This window comes from Ensifer sp. VA4 (assembly GCF_055710065.1).
The window spans coordinates 615,136-632,243 of sequence record NZ_JBVQPO010000001.1; the positions used below are offsets into that span (position 1 = coordinate 615,136).

The 17,108-nt window shown below is 63.2% G+C and carries 18 protein-coding genes, 1 tRNA gene, 1 pseudogene and 1 riboswitch; of the genes and pseudogenes, 8 read left to right on the forward strand and 12 right to left on the reverse strand.

Annotated features, from left to right (window positions below):
* Positions 1 to 131: 131 nt before the first annotated feature.
* Positions 132 to 1,055 carry a DMT family transporter gene (locus AC0C6X_RS02865; protein ID WP_247958154.1) on the reverse strand — a complete coding sequence of 308 codons (924 nt, stop codon included), beginning with the start codon at positions 1,053 to 1,055 and terminating at the stop codon, positions 132 to 134.
* A gap of 215 nt (positions 1,056 to 1,270) precedes the next feature.
* Between AC0C6X_RS02865 and AC0C6X_RS02870 the strand changes: the two genes are divergently transcribed.
* Entirely contained in the window at positions 1,271 to 1,852 is a 582-nt protein-coding gene (locus AC0C6X_RS02870; RefSeq protein ID WP_472951810.1) for a LysE family translocator, read from the forward strand.
* A gap of 67 nt (positions 1,853 to 1,919) precedes the next feature.
* On the opposite strand, the pseudogene AC0C6X_RS02875 reads toward AC0C6X_RS02870, so the two are convergent.
* A pseudogene (locus AC0C6X_RS02875) lies at positions 1,920 to 2,392 on the reverse strand (SRPBCC family protein).
* A gap of 137 nt (positions 2,393 to 2,529) precedes the next feature.
* On the opposite strand from AC0C6X_RS02875, the gene AC0C6X_RS02880 reads away from it, so the two are divergent.
* The 4 genes from AC0C6X_RS02880 to AC0C6X_RS02895 all read left to right on the forward strand — a co-directional run bounded on the left by AC0C6X_RS02880 (position 2,530) and on the right by AC0C6X_RS02895 (position 5,336).
* Complete coding sequence (locus AC0C6X_RS02880; RefSeq protein WP_173515506.1) at positions 2,530 to 3,039, forward strand: winged helix-turn-helix transcriptional regulator; 510 nt, start codon at positions 2,530 to 2,532, stop codon at positions 3,037 to 3,039.
* A 226-nt stretch (positions 3,040 to 3,265) separates the two neighbouring features.
* Positions 3,266 to 3,919, forward strand: coding sequence for a S24 family peptidase (locus tag AC0C6X_RS02885; protein WP_472951813.1), 654 nt, complete (start codon positions 3,266 to 3,268; stop codon positions 3,917 to 3,919).
* A 13-nt stretch (positions 3,920 to 3,932) separates the two neighbouring features.
* Positions 3,933 to 4,784, forward strand: a complete 852-nt coding sequence (locus AC0C6X_RS02890; RefSeq protein WP_472951815.1) for a thermonuclease family protein — start codon at positions 3,933 to 3,935, stop codon at positions 4,782 to 4,784.
* A 141-nt stretch (positions 4,785 to 4,925) separates the two neighbouring features.
* Positions 4,926 to 5,336: a tellurite resistance TerB family protein gene (locus tag AC0C6X_RS02895; protein WP_247958159.1), complete on the forward strand. Its 411-nt coding sequence runs from the start codon at positions 4,926 to 4,928 to the stop codon at positions 5,334 to 5,336.
* A gap of 41 nt (positions 5,337 to 5,377) precedes the next feature.
* On the opposite strand, the gene AC0C6X_RS02900 is transcribed toward AC0C6X_RS02895, so the two are convergent.
* The 3 genes from AC0C6X_RS02900 to AC0C6X_RS02910 all read right to left on the reverse strand — a co-directional run bounded on the left by AC0C6X_RS02900 (position 5,378) and on the right by AC0C6X_RS02910 (position 7,608).
* Positions 5,378 to 6,211, reverse strand: coding sequence for a transporter substrate-binding domain-containing protein (locus tag AC0C6X_RS02900; protein ID WP_472951817.1), 834 nt, complete (start codon positions 6,209 to 6,211; stop codon positions 5,378 to 5,380).
* A 142-nt stretch (positions 6,212 to 6,353) separates the two neighbouring features.
* Positions 6,354 to 6,428, reverse strand: a tRNA-Gly gene (locus AC0C6X_RS02905).
* Between the two features lie 82 nt (positions 6,429 to 6,510).
* Positions 6,511 to 7,608 (reverse strand): 2'-deoxycytidine 5'-triphosphate deaminase, encoded by a 1,098-nt coding sequence (locus tag AC0C6X_RS02910; RefSeq protein ID WP_173515501.1) that lies wholly within the window; start codon positions 7,606 to 7,608, stop codon positions 6,511 to 6,513.
* 74 nt (positions 7,609 to 7,682) lie between these two features.
* Positions 7,683 to 7,761: riboswitch (SAM riboswitch) on the forward strand.
* Positions 7,762 to 7,805: 44 nt separating this feature from the next.
* Between AC0C6X_RS02910 and AC0C6X_RS02915 the strand changes: the two genes are divergently transcribed.
* Both AC0C6X_RS02915 and apaG read left to right on the forward strand, forming a co-directional pair.
* Positions 7,806 to 8,990: an O-succinylhomoserine sulfhydrylase gene (locus AC0C6X_RS02915; protein WP_173515500.1), complete on the forward strand. Its 1,185-nt coding sequence runs from the start codon at positions 7,806 to 7,808 to the stop codon at positions 8,988 to 8,990.
* A 226-nt stretch (positions 8,991 to 9,216) separates the two neighbouring features.
* Positions 9,217 to 9,609: a Co2+/Mg2+ efflux protein ApaG gene (apaG, locus tag AC0C6X_RS02920; protein WP_065773477.1), complete on the forward strand. Its 393-nt coding sequence runs from the start codon at positions 9,217 to 9,219 to the stop codon at positions 9,607 to 9,609.
* 109 nt (positions 9,610 to 9,718) lie between these two features.
* Here apaG and AC0C6X_RS02925 read toward each other — a convergent pair whose 3' ends face one another.
* From AC0C6X_RS02925 to AC0C6X_RS02935, 3 genes are all read right to left on the reverse strand, one after another.
* Entirely contained in the window at positions 9,719 to 10,717 is a 999-nt protein-coding gene (locus AC0C6X_RS02925) for an Hsp33 family molecular chaperone (RefSeq protein ID WP_173515499.1), read from the reverse strand.
* A gap of 285 nt (positions 10,718 to 11,002) precedes the next feature.
* Positions 11,003 to 11,920, reverse strand: coding sequence for an ornithine carbamoyltransferase (gene argF, locus AC0C6X_RS02930; protein WP_247958162.1), 918 nt, complete (start codon positions 11,918 to 11,920; stop codon positions 11,003 to 11,005).
* 104 nt (positions 11,921 to 12,024) lie between these two features.
* Positions 12,025 to 13,224, reverse strand: a complete 1,200-nt coding sequence (locus AC0C6X_RS02935) for an aspartate aminotransferase family protein (protein WP_173515497.1) — start codon at positions 13,222 to 13,224, stop codon at positions 12,025 to 12,027.
* A 421-nt stretch (positions 13,225 to 13,645) separates the two neighbouring features.
* Between AC0C6X_RS02935 and AC0C6X_RS02940 the strand changes: the two genes are divergently transcribed.
* Positions 13,646 to 14,167: a GcrA family cell cycle regulator gene (locus AC0C6X_RS02940; RefSeq protein WP_173515496.1), complete on the forward strand. Its 522-nt coding sequence runs from the start codon at positions 13,646 to 13,648 to the stop codon at positions 14,165 to 14,167.
* A gap of 65 nt (positions 14,168 to 14,232) precedes the next feature.
* On the opposite strand, the gene phoB is transcribed toward AC0C6X_RS02940, so the two are convergent.
* The 4 genes from phoB to AC0C6X_RS02960 form a co-directional block, all read right to left on the reverse strand.
* Positions 14,233 to 14,916 (reverse strand): phosphate regulon transcriptional regulator PhoB, encoded by a 684-nt coding sequence (gene phoB / locus AC0C6X_RS02945; RefSeq protein WP_057248102.1) that lies wholly within the window; start codon positions 14,914 to 14,916, stop codon positions 14,233 to 14,235.
* Between the two features lie 200 nt (positions 14,917 to 15,116).
* On the reverse strand, positions 15,117 to 15,830 hold the full coding sequence (phoU, locus tag AC0C6X_RS02950) for a phosphate signaling complex protein PhoU (RefSeq protein WP_173518072.1): 714 nt from the start codon (positions 15,828 to 15,830) through the stop codon (positions 15,117 to 15,119).
* Positions 15,831 to 15,880: 50 nt separating this feature from the next.
* Positions 15,881 to 16,696 carry a phosphate ABC transporter ATP-binding protein PstB gene (gene pstB / locus AC0C6X_RS02955; RefSeq protein WP_104662739.1) on the reverse strand — a complete coding sequence of 272 codons (816 nt, stop codon included), beginning with the start codon at positions 16,694 to 16,696 and terminating at the stop codon, positions 15,881 to 15,883.
* 13 nt (positions 16,697 to 16,709) lie between these two features.
* The coding region (locus AC0C6X_RS02960; RefSeq protein WP_472951821.1) for a PstA family ABC transporter permease at positions 16,710 to 17,108 on the reverse strand (399 nt) is incomplete at its 5' end.

The following is a 17,108-nucleotide window of genomic DNA, read 5'->3' on the forward strand; positions in this document are numbered from 1 at the left end:
ACCGAAGGAAGCAGGCCCCCTCGCGGGGCCTGCTTTCGTTTCAGGCCTCGGCTTTCCCGCCTGACATGCGTCGTTGCTTACGTCCGTCCAGGCGAAGGTCTCCGCATCTACGAGGAAACGGTGGAGCGCCGCTACACGACCTCTGAGGCGGTCTGATCCACAGTACGTCCGTCTAGGGATGCACCGGCGCGACGGTGCGCCAGGCGTTCGCCGACGATGATCAGCAGGCCGGCCGCGAAGATCAGGCCGGCGCCGGCAAAGACGTTGACGGCCGGGACGTCACCCCAGATCAGGAAGCCCAAGCCGAAGGCCCAGACGAGTGAGGTGTATTCGAAGGGCGCGATGACCGAGATCGGCGCCCGGCGCATGCCCTCGAACAGCGCGAACTGGCCAATGCCGGCAATGACGCCGGTGCCCGCCATCAGGGCGACGTCGAAGAGCGCCGGCGGCGTCCAGAAGAAGCCGACGGCAAGCCCGGTCATCGCGATGAAGAAGACGTTGGAGATGGTCATCTGCACCAAGGTCGTTTCCTGGAGCGCGGTCTTGCGCAGCATGACGGTGCCGATCGCCCAGAAGACGGCGGCGGTGAGCGCCAGGAACACGGGCAGCGACAGCTTCATGCCGGTGCCGAGCGGATCACAGGCGATGAGCACGCCGACGAAGCCGACGAAAACGGCGAACCAGCGGATCGGCGGCACGTCTTCCTTCAGCATCGGCACGGCGAGCAGGGTCACGATGATCGGCGCGGCATAGTAGAGCGTCGTCATCTCCGCGAGGCCGAGATCGCGCGCCGCGTTGAAATAGGAGAGCCAGGCGGCGAGCAGCAGCAGGTTGCGCACGAAGAGCGGCTTGATCACCGGGGACGCGACGGCGCTGCGCACCAGCTTGCCGCGGCCAATGACCAGGCAAAGCACGAGGATGGTGATGCTGCGGGTAAACAGGATCTGCCAGACCGAATAGCCGACGACGAGCCATTTGACCGACGCATCCTGCAACGAGAACAGGAAATAGGAAAACGTCGTCATGACGATGCCTGACAGGACGGTCTTGTTCATGGAAGCCTCGATCGCGCCGGCGGGAAGAAGAGCGGCAGCGACGGTCTGATAGCGCGACCGGGATACACGCGGAAGGGGTGTTTCGCGACCGGTTGTGGCGATTTCTTGGGATGGTTTCCTGGAAGGATCGGAGCGCGCTTGATGGAGATCAAGACCGGGCGCTTGCGCGGTTGCTACAAGACGGCGATAACGGCCACGAAACCAGGTCCAACGATATGCAACCGCTCGCCTTTGCCCTTGCCGCCCTGATCCTGCTCGCAACGCCGGGGCCGACAAACACACTGCTCTGGCTCTCCGGCGCCTCAGTCGGGCTCCGCCGTTCGCTGCCGTTGCTGATCGGCGAGCTCGGCGGCTATCTCGCCGTCATCATTCCGGCCGTGGCGCTTCTGGCGCCATTCCTCGCCGCCCATCCGCAGCTCGGCCTTGCGCTCAGGCTCGTCGCCGCCTGCTGGGTTCTCTACCTCGCCTATGCGCTCTGGACCACCGATGCCGAGCGCAGCGAAGGTGTCGTCATCTCCATCCGTCAGGTCTTCGTCACGACGCTGCTCAATCCGAAGGCGCTGATCGTCGCGCTGGTGCTGCTGCCGCAAACCGGACTGGCAGCCATCTGGCCCTGGATCGCGGGCTTCTCACTGCTGGTCGTCACCGTCGGCGCGAGCTGGATCGGCGCCGGCGCCATGCTGGTACAGATGTCGAAAGGTTTGTCGGCATCACATCTGCCGCGCCGGATTGCCGCCGTCTGCCTCACGTTCTTTTCCATGGGAATTGCCGGCAGCGCGATCGCGGCCATGCATTGAAGCATCAACGGAAGACCGGATCGCGCTTCAGGAATACCTCAGTTTCCCTGCGAGAACCTGACAGCCGTCAGGCCGCCGCAGCCGTCTCGCCGACTTCCTTGGCCAGCGCGTCGATCAACCGTTCCCAGCCCTCACGTCGTATTCGAGTTTGTCGAGCCCATCGAGGAAGGCGGCCTGCTCGGTAAAGACAAGGCGCGATCCACGACCCTCAGGCCCGATATCGACCGTGGCGATGGAGGCGGAAATCCTCCTGTCGTTCTCTGTCATCGCATAGGTGAAGATGATCCGGCGGTTCTCGACGATGTCGAGATAGACAGTGTCGTCGCAGTAGATCGTCTCGTCGTCCTGGCTGAAGCGACCGCTTTCGCGGCCGCCGACACGGAGGTCGTGGCTGAATTCGGCCACCGGCCAGCCGTCAGCAGTGACGAACCAACGTTCCTTTGCAGCCGGCTCGGAGAACGCCCTGAACACCTGCTCCGGCGTCGCCTTGAAGCTGCGCTCGATGGTAAAGCTCGAATGTTCAATCGATCGGTCGGTCATGTTCCTCGTCTCCTCTGAGCCGGTAATCGGTGACGGCCTCGTCTAACTGATTTAATTTTAAAACCGCTATAATTTTGAAAGCAGTTGCACAGTAGCCACACTGATGCGATAATGCAAGCGGTCTTGAAGAGGTGCCAATGAAGGACGACATTCGCTCGGGTTGCCCGATCAATCTTTCGCTCGAAGTGTTCGGCGACAAATGGAGCCTGCTCATCATTCGTGACATGATCTTCGGCGGTAAACGGCACTTCCGAGAATTGCTGCGATCCCAAGAGGGCATCTCGTCGAACATCCTTGCGGACCGGCTGAAGATGCTGGTCGAGCAGGGCATGCTGACCAAGGCCGACGACCCCAGCCACAAGCAGAAGGCCATTTACAGCCTGACGGAGATGACGATCGCGCTGGTACCGATCATGGCCCAGCTCGGCGCCTGGGGACGGCGCTACCTGCCGGTCAGCGAAGAGCTCAGCATCCGCGCCGAACTGATGGAAAATGGCGGCCCCGAGCTCTGGGATCGCTTCATGGACGAGCTTCGGCACGACCATCTCGGTGCGCCTCTCGATGGACCGCCGCGGGTGCGCGCCATGCTGCAGGCCGCCTATGAAGAGGTGGTGGCAAGGATAGCGCGAGAAAAGGCCACGGCGTGACCGCGATCGAACGGCAGACACTCGGGTTTCATGCGCGCCAACAAAGCGTTCCCTCCGATGAAAGCCTGTCCCGTCCGTCGAGCAAAGCAAAGGGCACGCCGCCCCCAAGGCAAATGACGGAGAAAGGACTATTTTCCTTCGGATTCTTTACCGGAACCCAGGCTTTCGGTAGTGTGGTGCAGAACAAACCAGCAAGCGGCCGCCCCGTTCGGCCCGGATCCTTCGCATGTTGTCTCACGGCACGATCTGGCACGCCATCGATGCATTGGCCGAGCGCAATCAGCTCTCGCCTTCGGGTCTCGCCCGCCGCGCCGGGCTCGACCCCACCTCCTTCAACAAATCCAAGCGCCACTCTGCCGACGGGCGGGAACGCTGGCCATCGACGGAATCGATTGCCAAGGTGCTCGAGGCGACCGGCGCGACGATCGACCAGTTCACCAGCCTGTTGAGCCCGGATGGTACGCAGGCCCCTGCCCCGGCGACGGCGAGTGCGGCGATCCCGCTGATCGGCTTTGCCCAGGCGGGCGCGGGCGGCTTCTTCGACGACGGCGGTTTCCCGGCCGGCCAAGGCTGGGATGTGATCGATTTCCCGACGGCCGCGGAACGCCGGACCGGCATCTACGCGCTCGAGGTCCAGGGCGACAGCATGATGCCGCTTTACCGCGACGGCGACACCCTGATCGTCGATCCGGGCGCGCAGGTTCGGCGCGGTGACCGTGTGGTGGTCAAGACGCGCGAAGGCGAGGTCATGGCCAAGGTCTTGACACGCCAGACGCCGCGCACGATCGAGCTCCTTTCCCTCAACCCGGAGCACCCGAACAGGAGCTTCGAGATCAGCCAGATCGAATGGATCGCCCGGATCATCTGGGCCAGCCAATAGGACGTTCTTCCTGATGCGGCAGCATTTATACACCCTTGCCGGCGGCATCGCCGCGATCGCGCTTTTCACCGGCATCCTCTATGCGGGTGCGGCCGCCATCCGTGACCGCGAGAGTGCCGCCACGCCGGACCTCGTTCTCGAAACGCCCGACATGACGGAAATCGAGCCGGCCCCGGATCAGGCCGAAACGGGCGAAGACGTGCCACTCGATCCCGGCACGTCCTCTGGCGGCGCTTCCGCGCCAGACGCGTCTGCGACCGGCGAGCAACCGCAGCCCCCGACGACGGAAAAAACCGCACGCGCCATCGAGCCGCAACAGTTCGGCCTGCCCGACACGGTCACCAGCGCACCGCTCGAACGGGCGGAGCCGCGCGCACCCTTGTCGGAACCGGAGAAGCAAGCGAAGACCGCCGGGCCGACTATCCTCTATCGCCCCGTGGCGATCGCCGCCGGCGTGATCCAGTTCGACAAGCTGACGTTGCAGATCGATGGCATCGAGCCCGAGCAGGCGGAGAGAACCTGCGAAACCGGGGGGAAGAGCTGGCCCTGCGGCATCGTCGCACGGACTGCCTTCCGGAACTTTCTGCGCGCCCGTGCGGTGAGCTGCGACATGCCCGAGGGAGGCGCCGGCCCATCGGCCACGGCTTCCTGCTCGCTCGGCGGGCAGGACCTCGCGGCCTGGCTGGTCGATAATGGCTGGGCAACGCCCGTACCCGGCTCGCCGCTCGAGAAACGGGCCGACGCCGCACGCCAGGCAAAGCTCGGCTTCCATGGCGACGATCCGCGCGACTTCAGCCAAACGCCGATGACATCAGATGATCCAACCCTCGGCACCGGGATGGAGGAGCCGCAGCCGGACTTGTAAACGGCCGCGGCAATTCCCAGTTCTCAATTGTCCGGATCGTCTCGCTTTTTCATTGGGATGATCCGGCTCTTTGAAACTCCGCAATCCGGGTGGAAACCGCTTCACGCCTTTCCTGGAATTGCTCTACCGTCGGAAAGCCCCATGCTGCCAAGCCTCAGTCACCACGAAGCTCTCGTCTATGTCATGGTGATGATGTCGGCGGTCGACCGCGAGATGAGCGACGACGAATTCGCCCGCATCGGTCGGCTCGTGCAGTTCCTGCCCGTTTTCGACGGGTTCGACGAGGACCGGCTCGTCCATATCGGCCACGAATGCTCCGCCCAGCTCGCGGCTCCCGAAGGGCTGGACATCGTCCTGGAGATCGTGCGTGAGGCGCTTCCGGAAAAATTCCACGAGACGGCCTATGCACTCGCCGTCGAAATCTCCGCGGCGGACCAGCGGATTCGCAACGAAGAGATTCGGCTGCTGCAATTGCTGCGCGATCGCCTGGGTCTCGACAAGCTCACCTGCGCGGCAATCGAGCGCGGTGCGCTTGCCCGCTTCCGCCGGTAGCCCTGTCATTCGTTGGCGGTCACGCCAAGCCCACCTGGCACTCAGTAAATGCCGTTCGGGAAGTAGCGCAGGTAGATTTCCTCGAGCCGGCCGCTGCGCGACAGCGCCAGCAACGCGTGGTCGATAGCCTGGGTCAGGGCCGGTTCGGATTTGCGGTTCATGATCGTCAGGCCTTCGCCGAGAAAGCGCTGCGAGAAATAGGCGCCATCGACGAGCGCGCAGCAGCCGCCGGCTGTTGTGCCTGGGACCCAGAAGGAAAGCTGCAAGCCGTCGGAAAAGACCGCCGGCACCTCACCCTTCTGCAGCGCGGCCAGCATGGCGTCGCGATCCGGGAAGACCTTGGCCTCGATCCTCGGGAAGAACGCCTTGAACATGGCCTCATGCGTCGTACCCGCCACGACACCGACGGATTTTTTCCTGAGGTCCTGCGGACCTGCCACGGCGCCGGCCGCCTTGGAATTGATGGCGAAGCGCGCCGGAAGCCGCATGAAGGCGCGCGAGAAGCCGAAACGCTGGCGCAGTTCCGGGCCGACGGCGATGCCGGCGGCAACGGCTTCGCCCTGCCCCTCTTCCAGCGCCGGCAGAAGTTCCGCATAGGTCACGGCCTGGATCTGGCATTTGGCTTCGATATCGAGTTCGCGGCAGATCTCGCGCACGAGATCGACGTGAAAACCGGAGAGCTTGCCGGACTGATCAATGAAGTTGAACGGCGGAAAGTCCACGGTCGTCAGGAAGCGCAAGCGGGCAAGGCCCGTGAGATCGGGTTTGGCGATACGCTCGCGCGCATCGAACAGAATGGGCAGGTCCTTCGGCTGTGCCGCCAGCGGCGTTGCGATCAAGGACGCGCAAAGAGTTAACAAGGAAAGAAATCTCATGGGCAGCGGACCGGCACGTCTCATGTGGCAGGGGGCGGCCCTTAGAACCGCTTGATGATTCATCGCGTACCAAGTTATCCGTCGCGATCGCAACTTGCCATAGCCTCTAGAAGTACGAGGCAACACAAAGATCAGCGAGAATTGGAGCGGGTGATCGGGATCGAACCGACGACATCAAGCTTGGGAAGCTGGCGTTCTACCACTGAACTACACCCGCGAGACTTGCGAAATTTCCCGAACCGGGACGATCTGTCAAGGACCCTTGCGCGGTATCGCACGAGGGTCCCGTGCAAAATCCCCTACTCGGCGCGGAAATGCTTCGAAAGCTTCAGGCCCTGCGCCTGGTAGTTGGAGCCGACACCGAGGCCGTAGAGGCCGTCAGGACGTTCCAGCATGTGTTCATAGATCAGCCGGCCGACGATCTGCCCATGCTCGAGAATGAACGGCACCTCGTGGCTGCGGACCTCCAGAACGGCGCGGCTGCCGCTGCCGCCGGCAGACGCATGGCCGAAGCCCGGATCGAAAAAGCCGGCGTAGTGCACGCGGAATTCGCCCACCAGCGGATCGAACGGCGTCATCTCGGCCGCATAAAGCGGCGGCACATGCACCGCTTCGCGCGAGACGAGGATGTAGAACTCGTCCGGATCGAGGATCAGCTCGTCGCGTCCGCGGCTGTAGAGCGGCTCCCAGAAGTCGAAGATCGCGTGCTGCGCCTTCTTGTCGACGTCGATGACCGCCGTGTGGTGCTTGCCGCGGTAGCCGATCAGGCCGTCCGGGCCGGTTCCCTTGAGGTCGATCGACAGTGCAATGCCGCCGCCGCTGACATTCGGACGCTCGCTCGCCACGAGAACGTCGCTCTCGTGCAACGCCAGCAACTCCTGCTCCGACAGCAGCGACTGGCCCATGCGGAAGCGGATCTGCGACAGGCGCGAACCGCGGCGCACGACGATCGGGAAGGTGCGCGGGCTGATTTCGAGATAGAGCGGACCGCTGTAGCCGGCCGGGATCTTGTCGAATTCCTGGGCGCGGTCGGTGATGACGCGGGTGAAGATGTCGAGGCGGCCGGTCGAGCTTTTCGGATTGGCCGAGGCCGACATGCCCGCAGGCAGCGCCAGACTCTCCATCAGCGGCACGATGTAGACGCAGCCGGTTTCCAGCACCGCGCCGTCGGTCAGATCGACCACGTGCAGCTTCAGCCGGTCAAGCTTGTCGGCGACGAGGTGGGACGGGCCGGGCATGAAGCTCGCGCGGACGCGAAAGGCCTTGGCGCCCAGGCGCAGGTCGAGGCTTGCCGGCTGGATCTGATCGGCATCCAGCGGCCTCTCGCTCTTCAGGCGTCCCGTTTCGAACAGCGCGGCGATCGCGCGGTCGGCCAAAATCCCAGTGTCGCGGCCCATTGCAGTCCTCTTTCCAGTTGCGAGACAAAACCAAACTCCGGGAATTGACGCAAGCGCACCCAAGCAGTATTGGAGCTTTATCCCGTGGTGATTTGGCCGGTCGGCTTGCAGCCACGTTAAACAAGTAGCTAAAAAGGCCGGGTGTCAAACCGGCCCTTCACGCGGCCGGTTTTTTTGTTTTTGAAAGTGATCGTCACATGAGCAAAAACTGGCGCCCGGCAACGCAACTGGTTCATGGCGGAACCACCCGCTCGCAGCACGGCGAAACCTCCGAAGCGATCTTCCTGACCCAGGGCTTCGTCTACGAAACGTCGGAAGCGGCCGAAGCCCGCTTCAAGGGCGAGACCGAGGGCTTCATCTATGCCCGCTACGGCAGCCCAACCAACGACATGTTCGAAAAGCGCATGTGCATGCTGGAAGGCGCCGAAGACGCGCGCGCCACGGCCTCGGGCATGGCTGCCGTTTCCGCGGCGATCCTCTGCCAGTTGAAGGCCGGCGATCATATCGTTGCCGCGCGCGCGCTCTTCGGCTCCTGCCGCTGGGTCGTCGAAACGCTCGCGCCGAAATACGGCATCGAATGCACGCTGGTCGACGGCCGCGATCTGGCGAACTGGGAAAAGGCGATCCAGAAGAACACCAAGGTCTTCTTCCTCGAAAGCCCGACCAACCCGACACTCGAAGTGATCGACATCGCCGGCGTCGCCAGGCTCGCCAACCAGATCGGCGCCAAGGTCGTCGTCGACAACGTATTCGCGACCCCGCTCTTCCAGAAACCGTTGGAACTCGGCGCGCATATCGTCGTCTACTCCGCAACGAAGCACATCGACGGCCAGGGCCGCTGCCTCGGCGGCGTCGTGCTTTCCGACAAGGAATGGATCGACGAGAACCTGCACGACTACTTCCGCCACACCGGCCCGGCCATGTCGCCGTTCAATGCCTGGACGCTGCTGAAGGGCATCGAGACCCTGCCGCTGCGCGTACGCCAGCAGACGGAAACCGCACGCCGCGTCGCCGACTTCCTGGCAGAGCAGCCGCAGGTGGCCAAGGTCATCTATCCCGGCCGCAAGGATCACCCGCAGGCGGACATCATTGCCAAGCAGATGACTGGCGGCTCCACCCTCGTCGCCTTTGAACTGAAGGGCGGCAAGGAGGCAGCCTTCGCGCTGCAGAATGCGCTCGAGATCGTTCGCATCTCCAACAACCTCGGCGATTCCAAGAGCCTGATCACCCATCCGGCAACGACGACGCACAAGAACCTCACCGACGAGGCCCGCGAAGAACTTGGCATTTCCGCCGGCACGGTGCGCTTCTCCGCCGGGATCGAAGACAGCGAGGACGTTGTCGAGGATTTCGCCCGCGCGCTGAAGGCCGTCAAGGCCTGAGACGCCCCACCGAAACCTACGGCCGTCGCAGCAGGCGGCGGCCGTCGATCCCTCGCGGCGCCCCCCCCCGCGTTACGCCGTGGCAGCGGGAACGAGAGGGCTCAAACACCCGATCATGATGCCGCAAGCCATTGCCCCAGAATGGCTATGCACAATCTTGCCGTTATTCTTGACGAAACCATCTTGCTGTAGAATACCCTGAAAGACCTGAAGCAAGGTGTTGCCCATGTATCGCGCTTTGACCCGCGACATAGAAGTTACGGTGGAGCCGTACTATCTCGAAGAGCAGTCGGATCCTGATGACGGCCGCTATGTCTGGGGCTATCGCATCGTCATTTCCAACCATTCCGACGCAGCCGTGCGGCTGATGACCCGCTACTGGCATATCACGGACGAGAACGGACAGGTCGATGAGGTCAGCGGTCCCGGCGTGATCGGCGAGCAGCCGCTGCTCAATCCCGGCGATACCTACGAATATTCGTCCGGCTGCCCGCTGGATACGCCATCGGGCGTGATGTTCGGCCACTACAGCATGGAATCAGAAGGCGGAGAGACCTTCAACGTGGCCATCCCCGCCTTCTCGCTCGATTCACCCGGGCTCGTGCGTACCCTGAACTAAAGCATGTCGCGCCAAAACGTGCAGCGATCCTGCGATAACGACATGCGAAATATCAAGGGCTTAAAGCGCAAGGGGCGATTCTGAAGGATCGCGACGCGCTTGTCCGGAGTCACGCCTGCTCCTGCGGCTGCACTTCGCTTGCTTCGAAACGGTAGGTCGTCGAGCAGAATTCGCAGGTGACCTTTACGACACCATCCTCGATGGTGCTTTCGAGATCATCCGCTTCCAGATTGGCGAGCACCGAACGGAGCTTCTCGCGCGAGCAACTGCAACGGTCATAAACCGCCTGCGGTTCATAGACGCGCACGCCGCGCTCGTGGAACAGCCGGTAGAGCAAGCGTTCGGTTCCGACCGTCGGGTCCGTCAGCTCGTCGGTGTCGATCGTCTCGACCATCACCTTGGCTTCCGCCCAGTGATCGTCGTCCTTGACGACGCTTTCGCCGTTATCGCCGTCGCCGCCGGAGAGATCAGGCTGGCGCATGCGCTCGGGCGCTTCCGGCAGGAACTGCGCGACCATGCCGCCGGCGCGCCAGCGATGGCGCGGCTTGCCGTTCTCATCGCGATCGAGCAGCTCGGCGACGCCGAGCCTGACCTTGGTCGGGATCTGCTCCGATTGGCGGAAGTAGACGCCGGCGATTTCTTCCAGCGTGGCACCGTCAAGTGCGACGATGCCCTGGTAGCGCTGGGTATGAGCGCCCTGATCGATGGTAAAGGCGAGCACGCCCTTGCCGAGCAATTCATGCGGAAGGGTGCGGCCATCCTTTTCGGCGGCGGCCAGCGCATCCGCATCGTAGCGGGCATAGGCGCGCACGCGGTCCGGCGTCGAGAAGTCGGCGACGACTAGATCGACCGGACCGTCCCCCTTCGTCTGGACGATCAGCTTGCCTTCGAACTTAAGCGAGGTGCCGAGAAGCACCGTCAACACAACGGTTTCGGCAACGAGCCGCGCGACCGGAAGCGGATAGTTGTGGCGCTCCAGAATTGCGTCCAGCATCGGGCCGAGCTGCACGGCGCGGCCGCGCACATCGAGACCTTCCACCTGGAAAGGCACGACGTGATCGTCACCGGCAAAGTCGAATTCACCAAGCCCTGGTGTCATGTCAGTCATGTCTTGCTCCTTGCATCAGCCAACTGCGTTACGCCCGGGACATTCCTATCCCCCCGGCGCAACGTGCCCGCTGTCTCAATTGATCCCGCGATGAACGGATTGTCCATCGGGGGTGTGCCGTTCGCCAACGCGCCGCGCACAACCCCGTTGCAGTCGGCGCTTCACTGCTGTCAGGAGCGCCCCACATGCCGCCTAGATCGTGTCGCACAGCGGCGATGTCAATAGCGCGCGCTCCCGCAGCAGCCACCGAAGCGCTGCGCCAGCGCGCACCTGCCGGCAAGGGGCTTAGACGAGCCCCATGCACCAGGCGATGATCGACTTCTGCGCATGCAGGCGGTTTTCGGCCTCATCGAAGACGACCGACTGCGGGCCGTCGATCACCTCGTCGGTCACCTCCTCGCCGCGATGGGCCGGCAGGCAATGCATGAACAGCGCATCGGAGGCCGCGTGCTTCATCAGCGCTTCATTGACCTGAAAAGGCTGGAAGACGTTGTGGCCGCGGGCACGATGCTCCTGGTTCATCGACACCCAGGTGTCGGTGACGACGCAATTGGCGTTGGCGACCGCCTGCTCGGCATCGTGACACAGCAGGACCTCGCCGCCGTTGTTGCGGGCCCAGTTCAGGATCTTGTCCTGCGGCTCGGAGCCCAGCGGCACAGCCATGTTCATGCGATAGCCGAAACGGGCGGAGCCTTCGATCAGCGAATGCAGGACGTTGTTGCCGTCGCCGGTCCAGGCGATCGTCTTGCCCTTCACCGGTCCGCGGTGCTCTTCAAAGGTCATGATGTCGGCCATGATCTGGCAGGGATGGGTATCGTCGGTCAGGCCGTTGATGACGGGCACCGTCGCATGCTCCGCCAATTCCAGCAGCCGCCGGTGGTCAGTGGTGCGGATCATGATCGCGTCGACATAGCGCGACAGGACCTTGGCCGTATCGCCGATGGTTTCGGCGCGGCCGAGCTGCATCTCCGTGCCCGACAGGAACAGAGTTTCGCCGCCGAGCTGACGCATGCCGACATCGAAGGACACGCGTGTGCGGGTGGACGGCTTTTCGAAGATCATCGCCAGCATCTTGCCGGCGAGCGGCTTCTCCGCGGTTCCGGCCTTGGTCGCCGCCTTTCGGACGCGGGCGTCGTCAATGATCGTCCGGAGATCGGCGGCCGTCACGGCCGAAAGATCGAGAAAATGTCTGGTGCCTGGCATCGTACTCGGTTCCTGTCTGAAAAATCGATCCCTGGTGCGCCACGCATTCCGCGTGAACGCACGAAGATCATTCTAACACCCTGTGTCGGCGTCGGTCCTATCCGTCAAGCAGCGGCGTTGCCGCCGGCCTTCCGCACTGCTTCGGCAGCGCGCTCGATGCGTGCGAGGCCTTCGCGTGCTTCCTCCGCCGTCACCGTCAGCGGCGGCAGCAGACGCAGCACATTGTCGCCGGCCGGCACGGCCAGGAGCTTCTCGGCGCGGATTTCCTTCAAGAGATCGGCTGAAGGACCCTTCACCTTGATGCCCAGCATCAGGCCGTCGCCGCGGATGTCCTCGATGACGTCCGGGTAGCGGTCTTTCAGCGAGGCAAGTCCCTGGCGGAAGACGAGCGCGACATCGCGCACATGGGTGAGGAAGCCGTCAGCGAGGATGACGTCGAGCACGGCATTGCCGACGGCCATCGCCAGCGGGTTGCCGCCATAGGTGGAGCCATGCGTGCCCGCCACCATGCCGGCGGCCGCCTCTTCCGTCGCCAGGCAGGCGCCGAGCGGGAAGCCGCCGCCGATGCCCTTGGCAACGGCCATGATATCCGGGCGGATACCCGCCCATTCATGGGCAAAGAGCTTGCCGGTGCGGCCGACGCCGGTCTGCACCTCATCGAGGATCAGGAGCAGGCCGAACTCGTCGCAGAGCGCGCGCAGTTCCTGCAGGAATTCCTTCGTCGCCGGACGAATGCCGCCCTCGCCCTGGATCGGCTCGATCAGGATCGCGGCGGTCTCTTCTGTGATCGCATTCTTGACGGCCGCGATGTCGCCGAACGGAACCTGGTAGAAGCCAGGGGCCTTTGGTCCGAAGCCTTCAATGTACTTCTGCTGGCCACCGGCGGCGATCGTCGCGATCGTGCGGCCGTGGAAGGCACCCTCGAAGGTGATGATGTGAAACTTCTCCGGCTGGCCGTTGGCGAAGTGGTAGCGCCGCGCCGTCTTGATCGCGCATTCCAGCGCTTCCGCACCGGAATTGGTGAAGAAAACCCGATCGGCGAAAGTGACGGCGGCCAGGCGGCGCCCAAGGCTTTCCTGCCCCGGAACCTCGTAAAGGTTGGAAAGGTGCCAGACCTTCTCGGCCTGCGCCTTCAGCGCCTCGACGAGATGCGGATGCGCGTGGCCGAGCGAGTTCACGGCAACGCCGGCGGCGAAATCGAGGTAGCGCGAGCCGTCTTCGGCGATCAACCAGACGCCCTCTCCTCGCTCGAAACGCAACGGCGCGCGCATGTAGGTATCGTAAAGCGGCGTGGTTGCAGTCATGCGAGGCTCTCCTTCACTCCAATCGGCATCGATCCCGCAGCTTCATGCGGCCCGATAAAAATCAAAAATGCCGCCTTTCGGCGGCGCAGGCACTATTCCCATTTCGCACCGCAATGTCAACAAAACCAAGCCTTGCAGCGCGATGGCGAGACCCGTTTCCCTGCGACGAAAAAATCGTCCGGAAGGGCTTGCAAAAATGCAACGCTGATCGAGCAAGTTGGGGAAAACTACGAATTCGATTCGGCGCGATTCCCCGGACTCTTGCCACGGAGTCCGGCGGTCAGTACGTTAACATTCAATTACTAGACGCATGCGGCGGACCTAGTCACCAAAAGAGTTATCGCGTTTGCAACCTCGGGGTTCAGCCGGGGTGCGGTGAGGGATTCTGCCATCCCCAACGCTGAGAACGGAGAGTGCAGAGATGAACTGGACTGACGAGCGGGTGGAGAAACTGAAGAAGCTTTGGTCCGAGGGCCTGAGCGCAAGCCAGATCGCGGCGCAGCTCGGCGGCGTCAGCCGTAACGCCGTCATCGGCAAGGTTCATCGCCTGAGCCTTCCCGGACGCGCCAAGGCTGGCGGCAGCACCACTGCGGCGGCCCGCCCGAAGCGGCCGACCTCGGCCCCGCGCGCCCCGAACTACGCCTCGCGTGTTTCGACCCGCACCGTTGCCCGTCCGTCCGGCGCCACCGTCCTCAAGGAAGAGATCGAGGTGGATCTCGTGGCCGAGCAGGACTTCAGCATCAGCACCGATGTGGTCGTGCCGATGTCGCGCCGCCTCGAGCTGACCCAGCTCACCGAACGCACCTGCAAGTGGCCGATCGGCGATCCGCTGAAGGAAGAATTCCACTTCTGCGGCAATGACTCGCCGGAGTCCTCGCCCTATTGCAACTTCCATGCACGGCTTGCCTACCAGCCGTCGGCCGAGCGTCGGCGGATGCGCTGAGGCTGCGCACAGGAACAAAAAAGGGGCTGAGCGGCCCCTTTTTTATTGCCTGTTGTTCGCCCCGCTCAGCTTTCGAGCGAGTAGCCGGCGCCGCGGACCGTGCGGATGACGTCCGGCATGGTCGAGAAATTCAACGCCTTGCGCAGGCGGCCGACATGCACGTCGACGGTCCGCTCGTCGACGTAGATGTCATGGCCCCAGACGCCGTCCAGCAATTGCGAGCGTGAGAAGACCCGGCCCGGAGAGGACATCAGGAACTCGAGCAGGCGGAACTCCGTCGGCCCCAGGCGAACTTCGCGGCTGCGGCGATGGACGCGATGGGTTTCCCGGTCGAGCTCGATGTCGCCGCAGCGCAGCAGCGTCGAGAGCACTTCGGGTTTCGCCCGGCGAAGCATCGCCTTGACGCGAGCCATCAGCTCCGGCGTCGAGAAGGGCTTGACCACATAGTCGTCGGCACCGGTCGCGAGACCACGGACGCGCTCGCTTTCCTCGCCCCGCGCCGTCAGCATGATGATCGGCAGCCGCTCCGTCTCCGGCCGCTGGCGCAGCCGACGGCAAAGCTCGATGCCGGAGACGCCGGGCAGCATCCAGTCGAGGATCAGAAGGTCGGGCAGGCGTTCCTGGAGCCGGATCTCCGCCTCGTCCCCCCTGAGGATCGTATCGACGTCGAAGCCTTCCGCTTCCAGATTGTAACGCAACAGGACGCTCAGCGCCTCTTCGTCTTCGACCACGGCGATTTTTGGCAACATCAGGTAACGTCTCCTTACCGCGAGCGCCGTGCGGCTCAATGGCCGGACCGGTGCTCAGACACTCTAAACTGGAGCAGTTCCGCCATTTTCAAAGGCGGTGCGAAAGCCGCATGCTTCAGATACAGGCATTCGGGGCCGCGACCGGAGCCGCGACCAGATGATATTCACGGGGCATGCATTGCGAACGGCGCGTCTAACGCTCAGTCGTTGACCGAGCCCAACGTCGACGTATTGTCATCCTTCGGGCGCTCGCCTTCCGGCTGGGCACCCGTCGCCATGTAATAGATCGTCTCGGCGATGTTGGTCGCGTGGTCGCCGATGCGCTCGATGTTCTTGGCGCAGAACAGAAGATGCGTGCAGGGCGTGATGTTGCGCGGATCTTCCATCATGTAGGTCAGCAGCTCGCGGAACAGCGAGGTATAGATCGCATCGATCTCCTCGTCCCGCTCGCGAATGCTGTTGGCCTTTTCCGGCGAACGCGAGGCATAAACGTCGAGCACTTCCTTGAGCTGCACCAGGGCGAGCTCGGCGAGGTGCTCGAGACCGCGGGCGAGCTTGCGCGGAATGCCGGAACCGGCGACCGCGATCACGCGCTTGGCGGTATTCTTGCCGAGATCGCCGACACGCTCGAGGTCGGCGGCGATGCGGATCGAGCCCATGATCTCGCGAAGGTCGGCGGCGACCGGCTGGCGCTTGGCGATCGTGACGATCGCCTTTTCGCCGATCTGGCGCTCGGCATCGTCGAGAATGGTGTCGTCCGAGATCACCTTCTGCGCCAGAGCCAGGTCGGAATTGACCAGGGCGCGAACGGATTCAGCGACCATCTGCTCGGCGAGACCGCCCATTTCCGAGATGCGGCGCGTCAGGTATTTCAGTTCTTCGTCATAGGCGGACATGATATGCATGGACATGATCGTCGATCCTTGCGGGCGCTTTCCAGTTACTGTTGCAGCCGTCATTGGCCTCAGCCGAAGCGGCCCATGATGTAATCCTGGGTGCGCTGGTCATCCGGGTTGGTGAACATCTTGTCGGTGTCGTTCTCCTCGACGAGATTGCCGAGGTGGAACATGGCGGTGCGCTGCGAAACGCGGGCGGCCTGCTGCATCGAGTGGGTCACGATGACGATCGTGAAGTTCGTGCGCAGTTCGTGGATGAGCTCCTCGACCTTGGCCGTCGCGATCGGATCAAGTGCCGAACAGGGCTCGTCCATCAGGATGACTTCCGGGCTGACGGCAACGGCGCGTGCGATGCAAAGCCGCTGCTGCTGGCCACCGGAAAGACCGGTGCCCGGTTCGTGCAGGCGATCCTTCACTTCGTTGAATAGGCCGGCCTTCTGCAGGCTGGTTTCGACGATCTCGTCGAAATCCGCCTTGGTGCGGGCAAGCCCATGGATGCGCGGACCGTAGGCGACGTTGTCGTAGATCGACTTCGGGAACGGGTTCGGCTTCTGGAAGACCATGCCGACGCGGGCGCGCAGCTCGACCACATCGATGGTCGGATCGTAGATGTCGTCCTCATCGAGGGTGATCTTGCCGGTGACGCGGCAGTTCTCGATGGTGTCGTTCATGCGGTTCAGCGTGCGCAGGAAGGTCGACTTGCCGCAACCGGACGGGCCGATCAGAGCCGTTACCGTGTTCTCGCGGATGTTGAGGTTGACGTCGAAAAGCGCCCGCTTCTCGCCGTAGTAGACCGACACATCCTTACCGATCATCTTGTAGGGCACAGTGTTCATTTTCTGATCCAAGGCCTTCTCGACTGCTGCTTCTGACATGATGTTCATAGTAATTACCTCACTACCAACGGCGCTCAAAGCGACGTCGCAACAGAATGGCGCCCAGGTTCATGACGACGAGGAAGATGAGAAGAATGATGATCGCGCCGGAGGTGCGCTCGACGAAGGCGCGTTCCGCCTCGTTGGCCCACATGTAGATCTGCACCGGCAGCGCCGTCGACGGCTCCATCGGCGAACCGGGATAGTCGACGACGAAGGCGACCATGCCGATCAACAGGAGCGGCGCGGTTTCGCCAAGCGCGTGGGCAAGGCCGATGATCGTACCGGTCAAAATGCCCGGCATCGCCAGCGGCAGAACGTGATGGAAGATGGTCTGCATCTTTGAGGCGCCGAGACCGAGTGCCGCCGAGCGGATGGACGGCGGAACCGCCTTCAGGGCCGCGCGGGTGGCGATGATGAT

What these genes read in the sequence shown, in the direction of transcription:
- AC0C6X_RS02865 (WP_247958154.1), bottom strand. Translation starts at nt 1,055, where the DNA reads ATGAACAAGACCGTCCTGTCAGGCATCGTCATGACGACGTTTTCCTAT.
- AC0C6X_RS02870 (WP_472951810.1), top strand. Translation starts at nt 1,271, where the DNA reads ATGCAACCGCTCGCCTTTGCCCTTGCCGCCCTGATCCTGCTCGCAACG.
- AC0C6X_RS02880 (WP_173515506.1), top strand. Translation starts at nt 2,530, where the DNA reads ATGAAGGACGACATTCGCTCGGGTTGCCCGATCAATCTTTCGCTCGAA.
- AC0C6X_RS02885 (WP_472951813.1), top strand. Translation starts at nt 3,266, where the DNA reads ATGTTGTCTCACGGCACGATCTGGCACGCCATCGATGCATTGGCCGAG.
- AC0C6X_RS02890 (WP_472951815.1), top strand. Translation starts at nt 3,933, where the DNA reads ATGCGGCAGCATTTATACACCCTTGCCGGCGGCATCGCCGCGATCGCG.
- AC0C6X_RS02895 (WP_247958159.1), top strand. Translation starts at nt 4,926, where the DNA reads ATGCTGCCAAGCCTCAGTCACCACGAAGCTCTCGTCTATGTCATGGTG.
- AC0C6X_RS02900 (WP_472951817.1), bottom strand. Translation starts at nt 6,211, where the DNA reads ATGAGATTTCTTTCCTTGTTAACTCTTTGCGCGTCCTTGATCGCAACG.
- AC0C6X_RS02910 (WP_173515501.1), bottom strand. Translation starts at nt 7,608, where the DNA reads ATGGGCCGCGACACTGGGATTTTGGCCGACCGCGCGATCGCCGCGCTG.
- AC0C6X_RS02915 (WP_173515500.1), top strand. Translation starts at nt 7,806, where the DNA reads ATGAGCAAAAACTGGCGCCCGGCAACGCAACTGGTTCATGGCGGAACC.
- apaG (WP_065773477.1), top strand. Translation starts at nt 9,217, where the DNA reads ATGTATCGCGCTTTGACCCGCGACATAGAAGTTACGGTGGAGCCGTAC.
- AC0C6X_RS02925 (WP_173515499.1), bottom strand. Translation starts at nt 10,717, where the DNA reads ATGACTGACATGACACCAGGGCTTGGTGAATTCGACTTTGCCGGTGAC.
- argF (WP_247958162.1), bottom strand. Translation starts at nt 11,920, where the DNA reads ATGCCAGGCACCAGACATTTTCTCGATCTTTCGGCCGTGACGGCCGCC.
- AC0C6X_RS02935 (WP_173515497.1), bottom strand. Translation starts at nt 13,224, where the DNA reads ATGACTGCAACCACGCCGCTTTACGATACCTACATGCGCGCGCCGTTG.
- AC0C6X_RS02940 (WP_173515496.1), top strand. Translation starts at nt 13,646, where the DNA reads ATGAACTGGACTGACGAGCGGGTGGAGAAACTGAAGAAGCTTTGGTCC.
- phoB (WP_057248102.1), bottom strand. Translation starts at nt 14,916, where the DNA reads ATGTTGCCAAAAATCGCCGTGGTCGAAGACGAAGAGGCGCTGAGCGTC.
- pstB (WP_104662739.1), bottom strand. Translation starts at nt 16,696, where the DNA reads ATGAACATCATGTCAGAAGCAGCAGTCGAGAAGGCCTTGGATCAGAAA.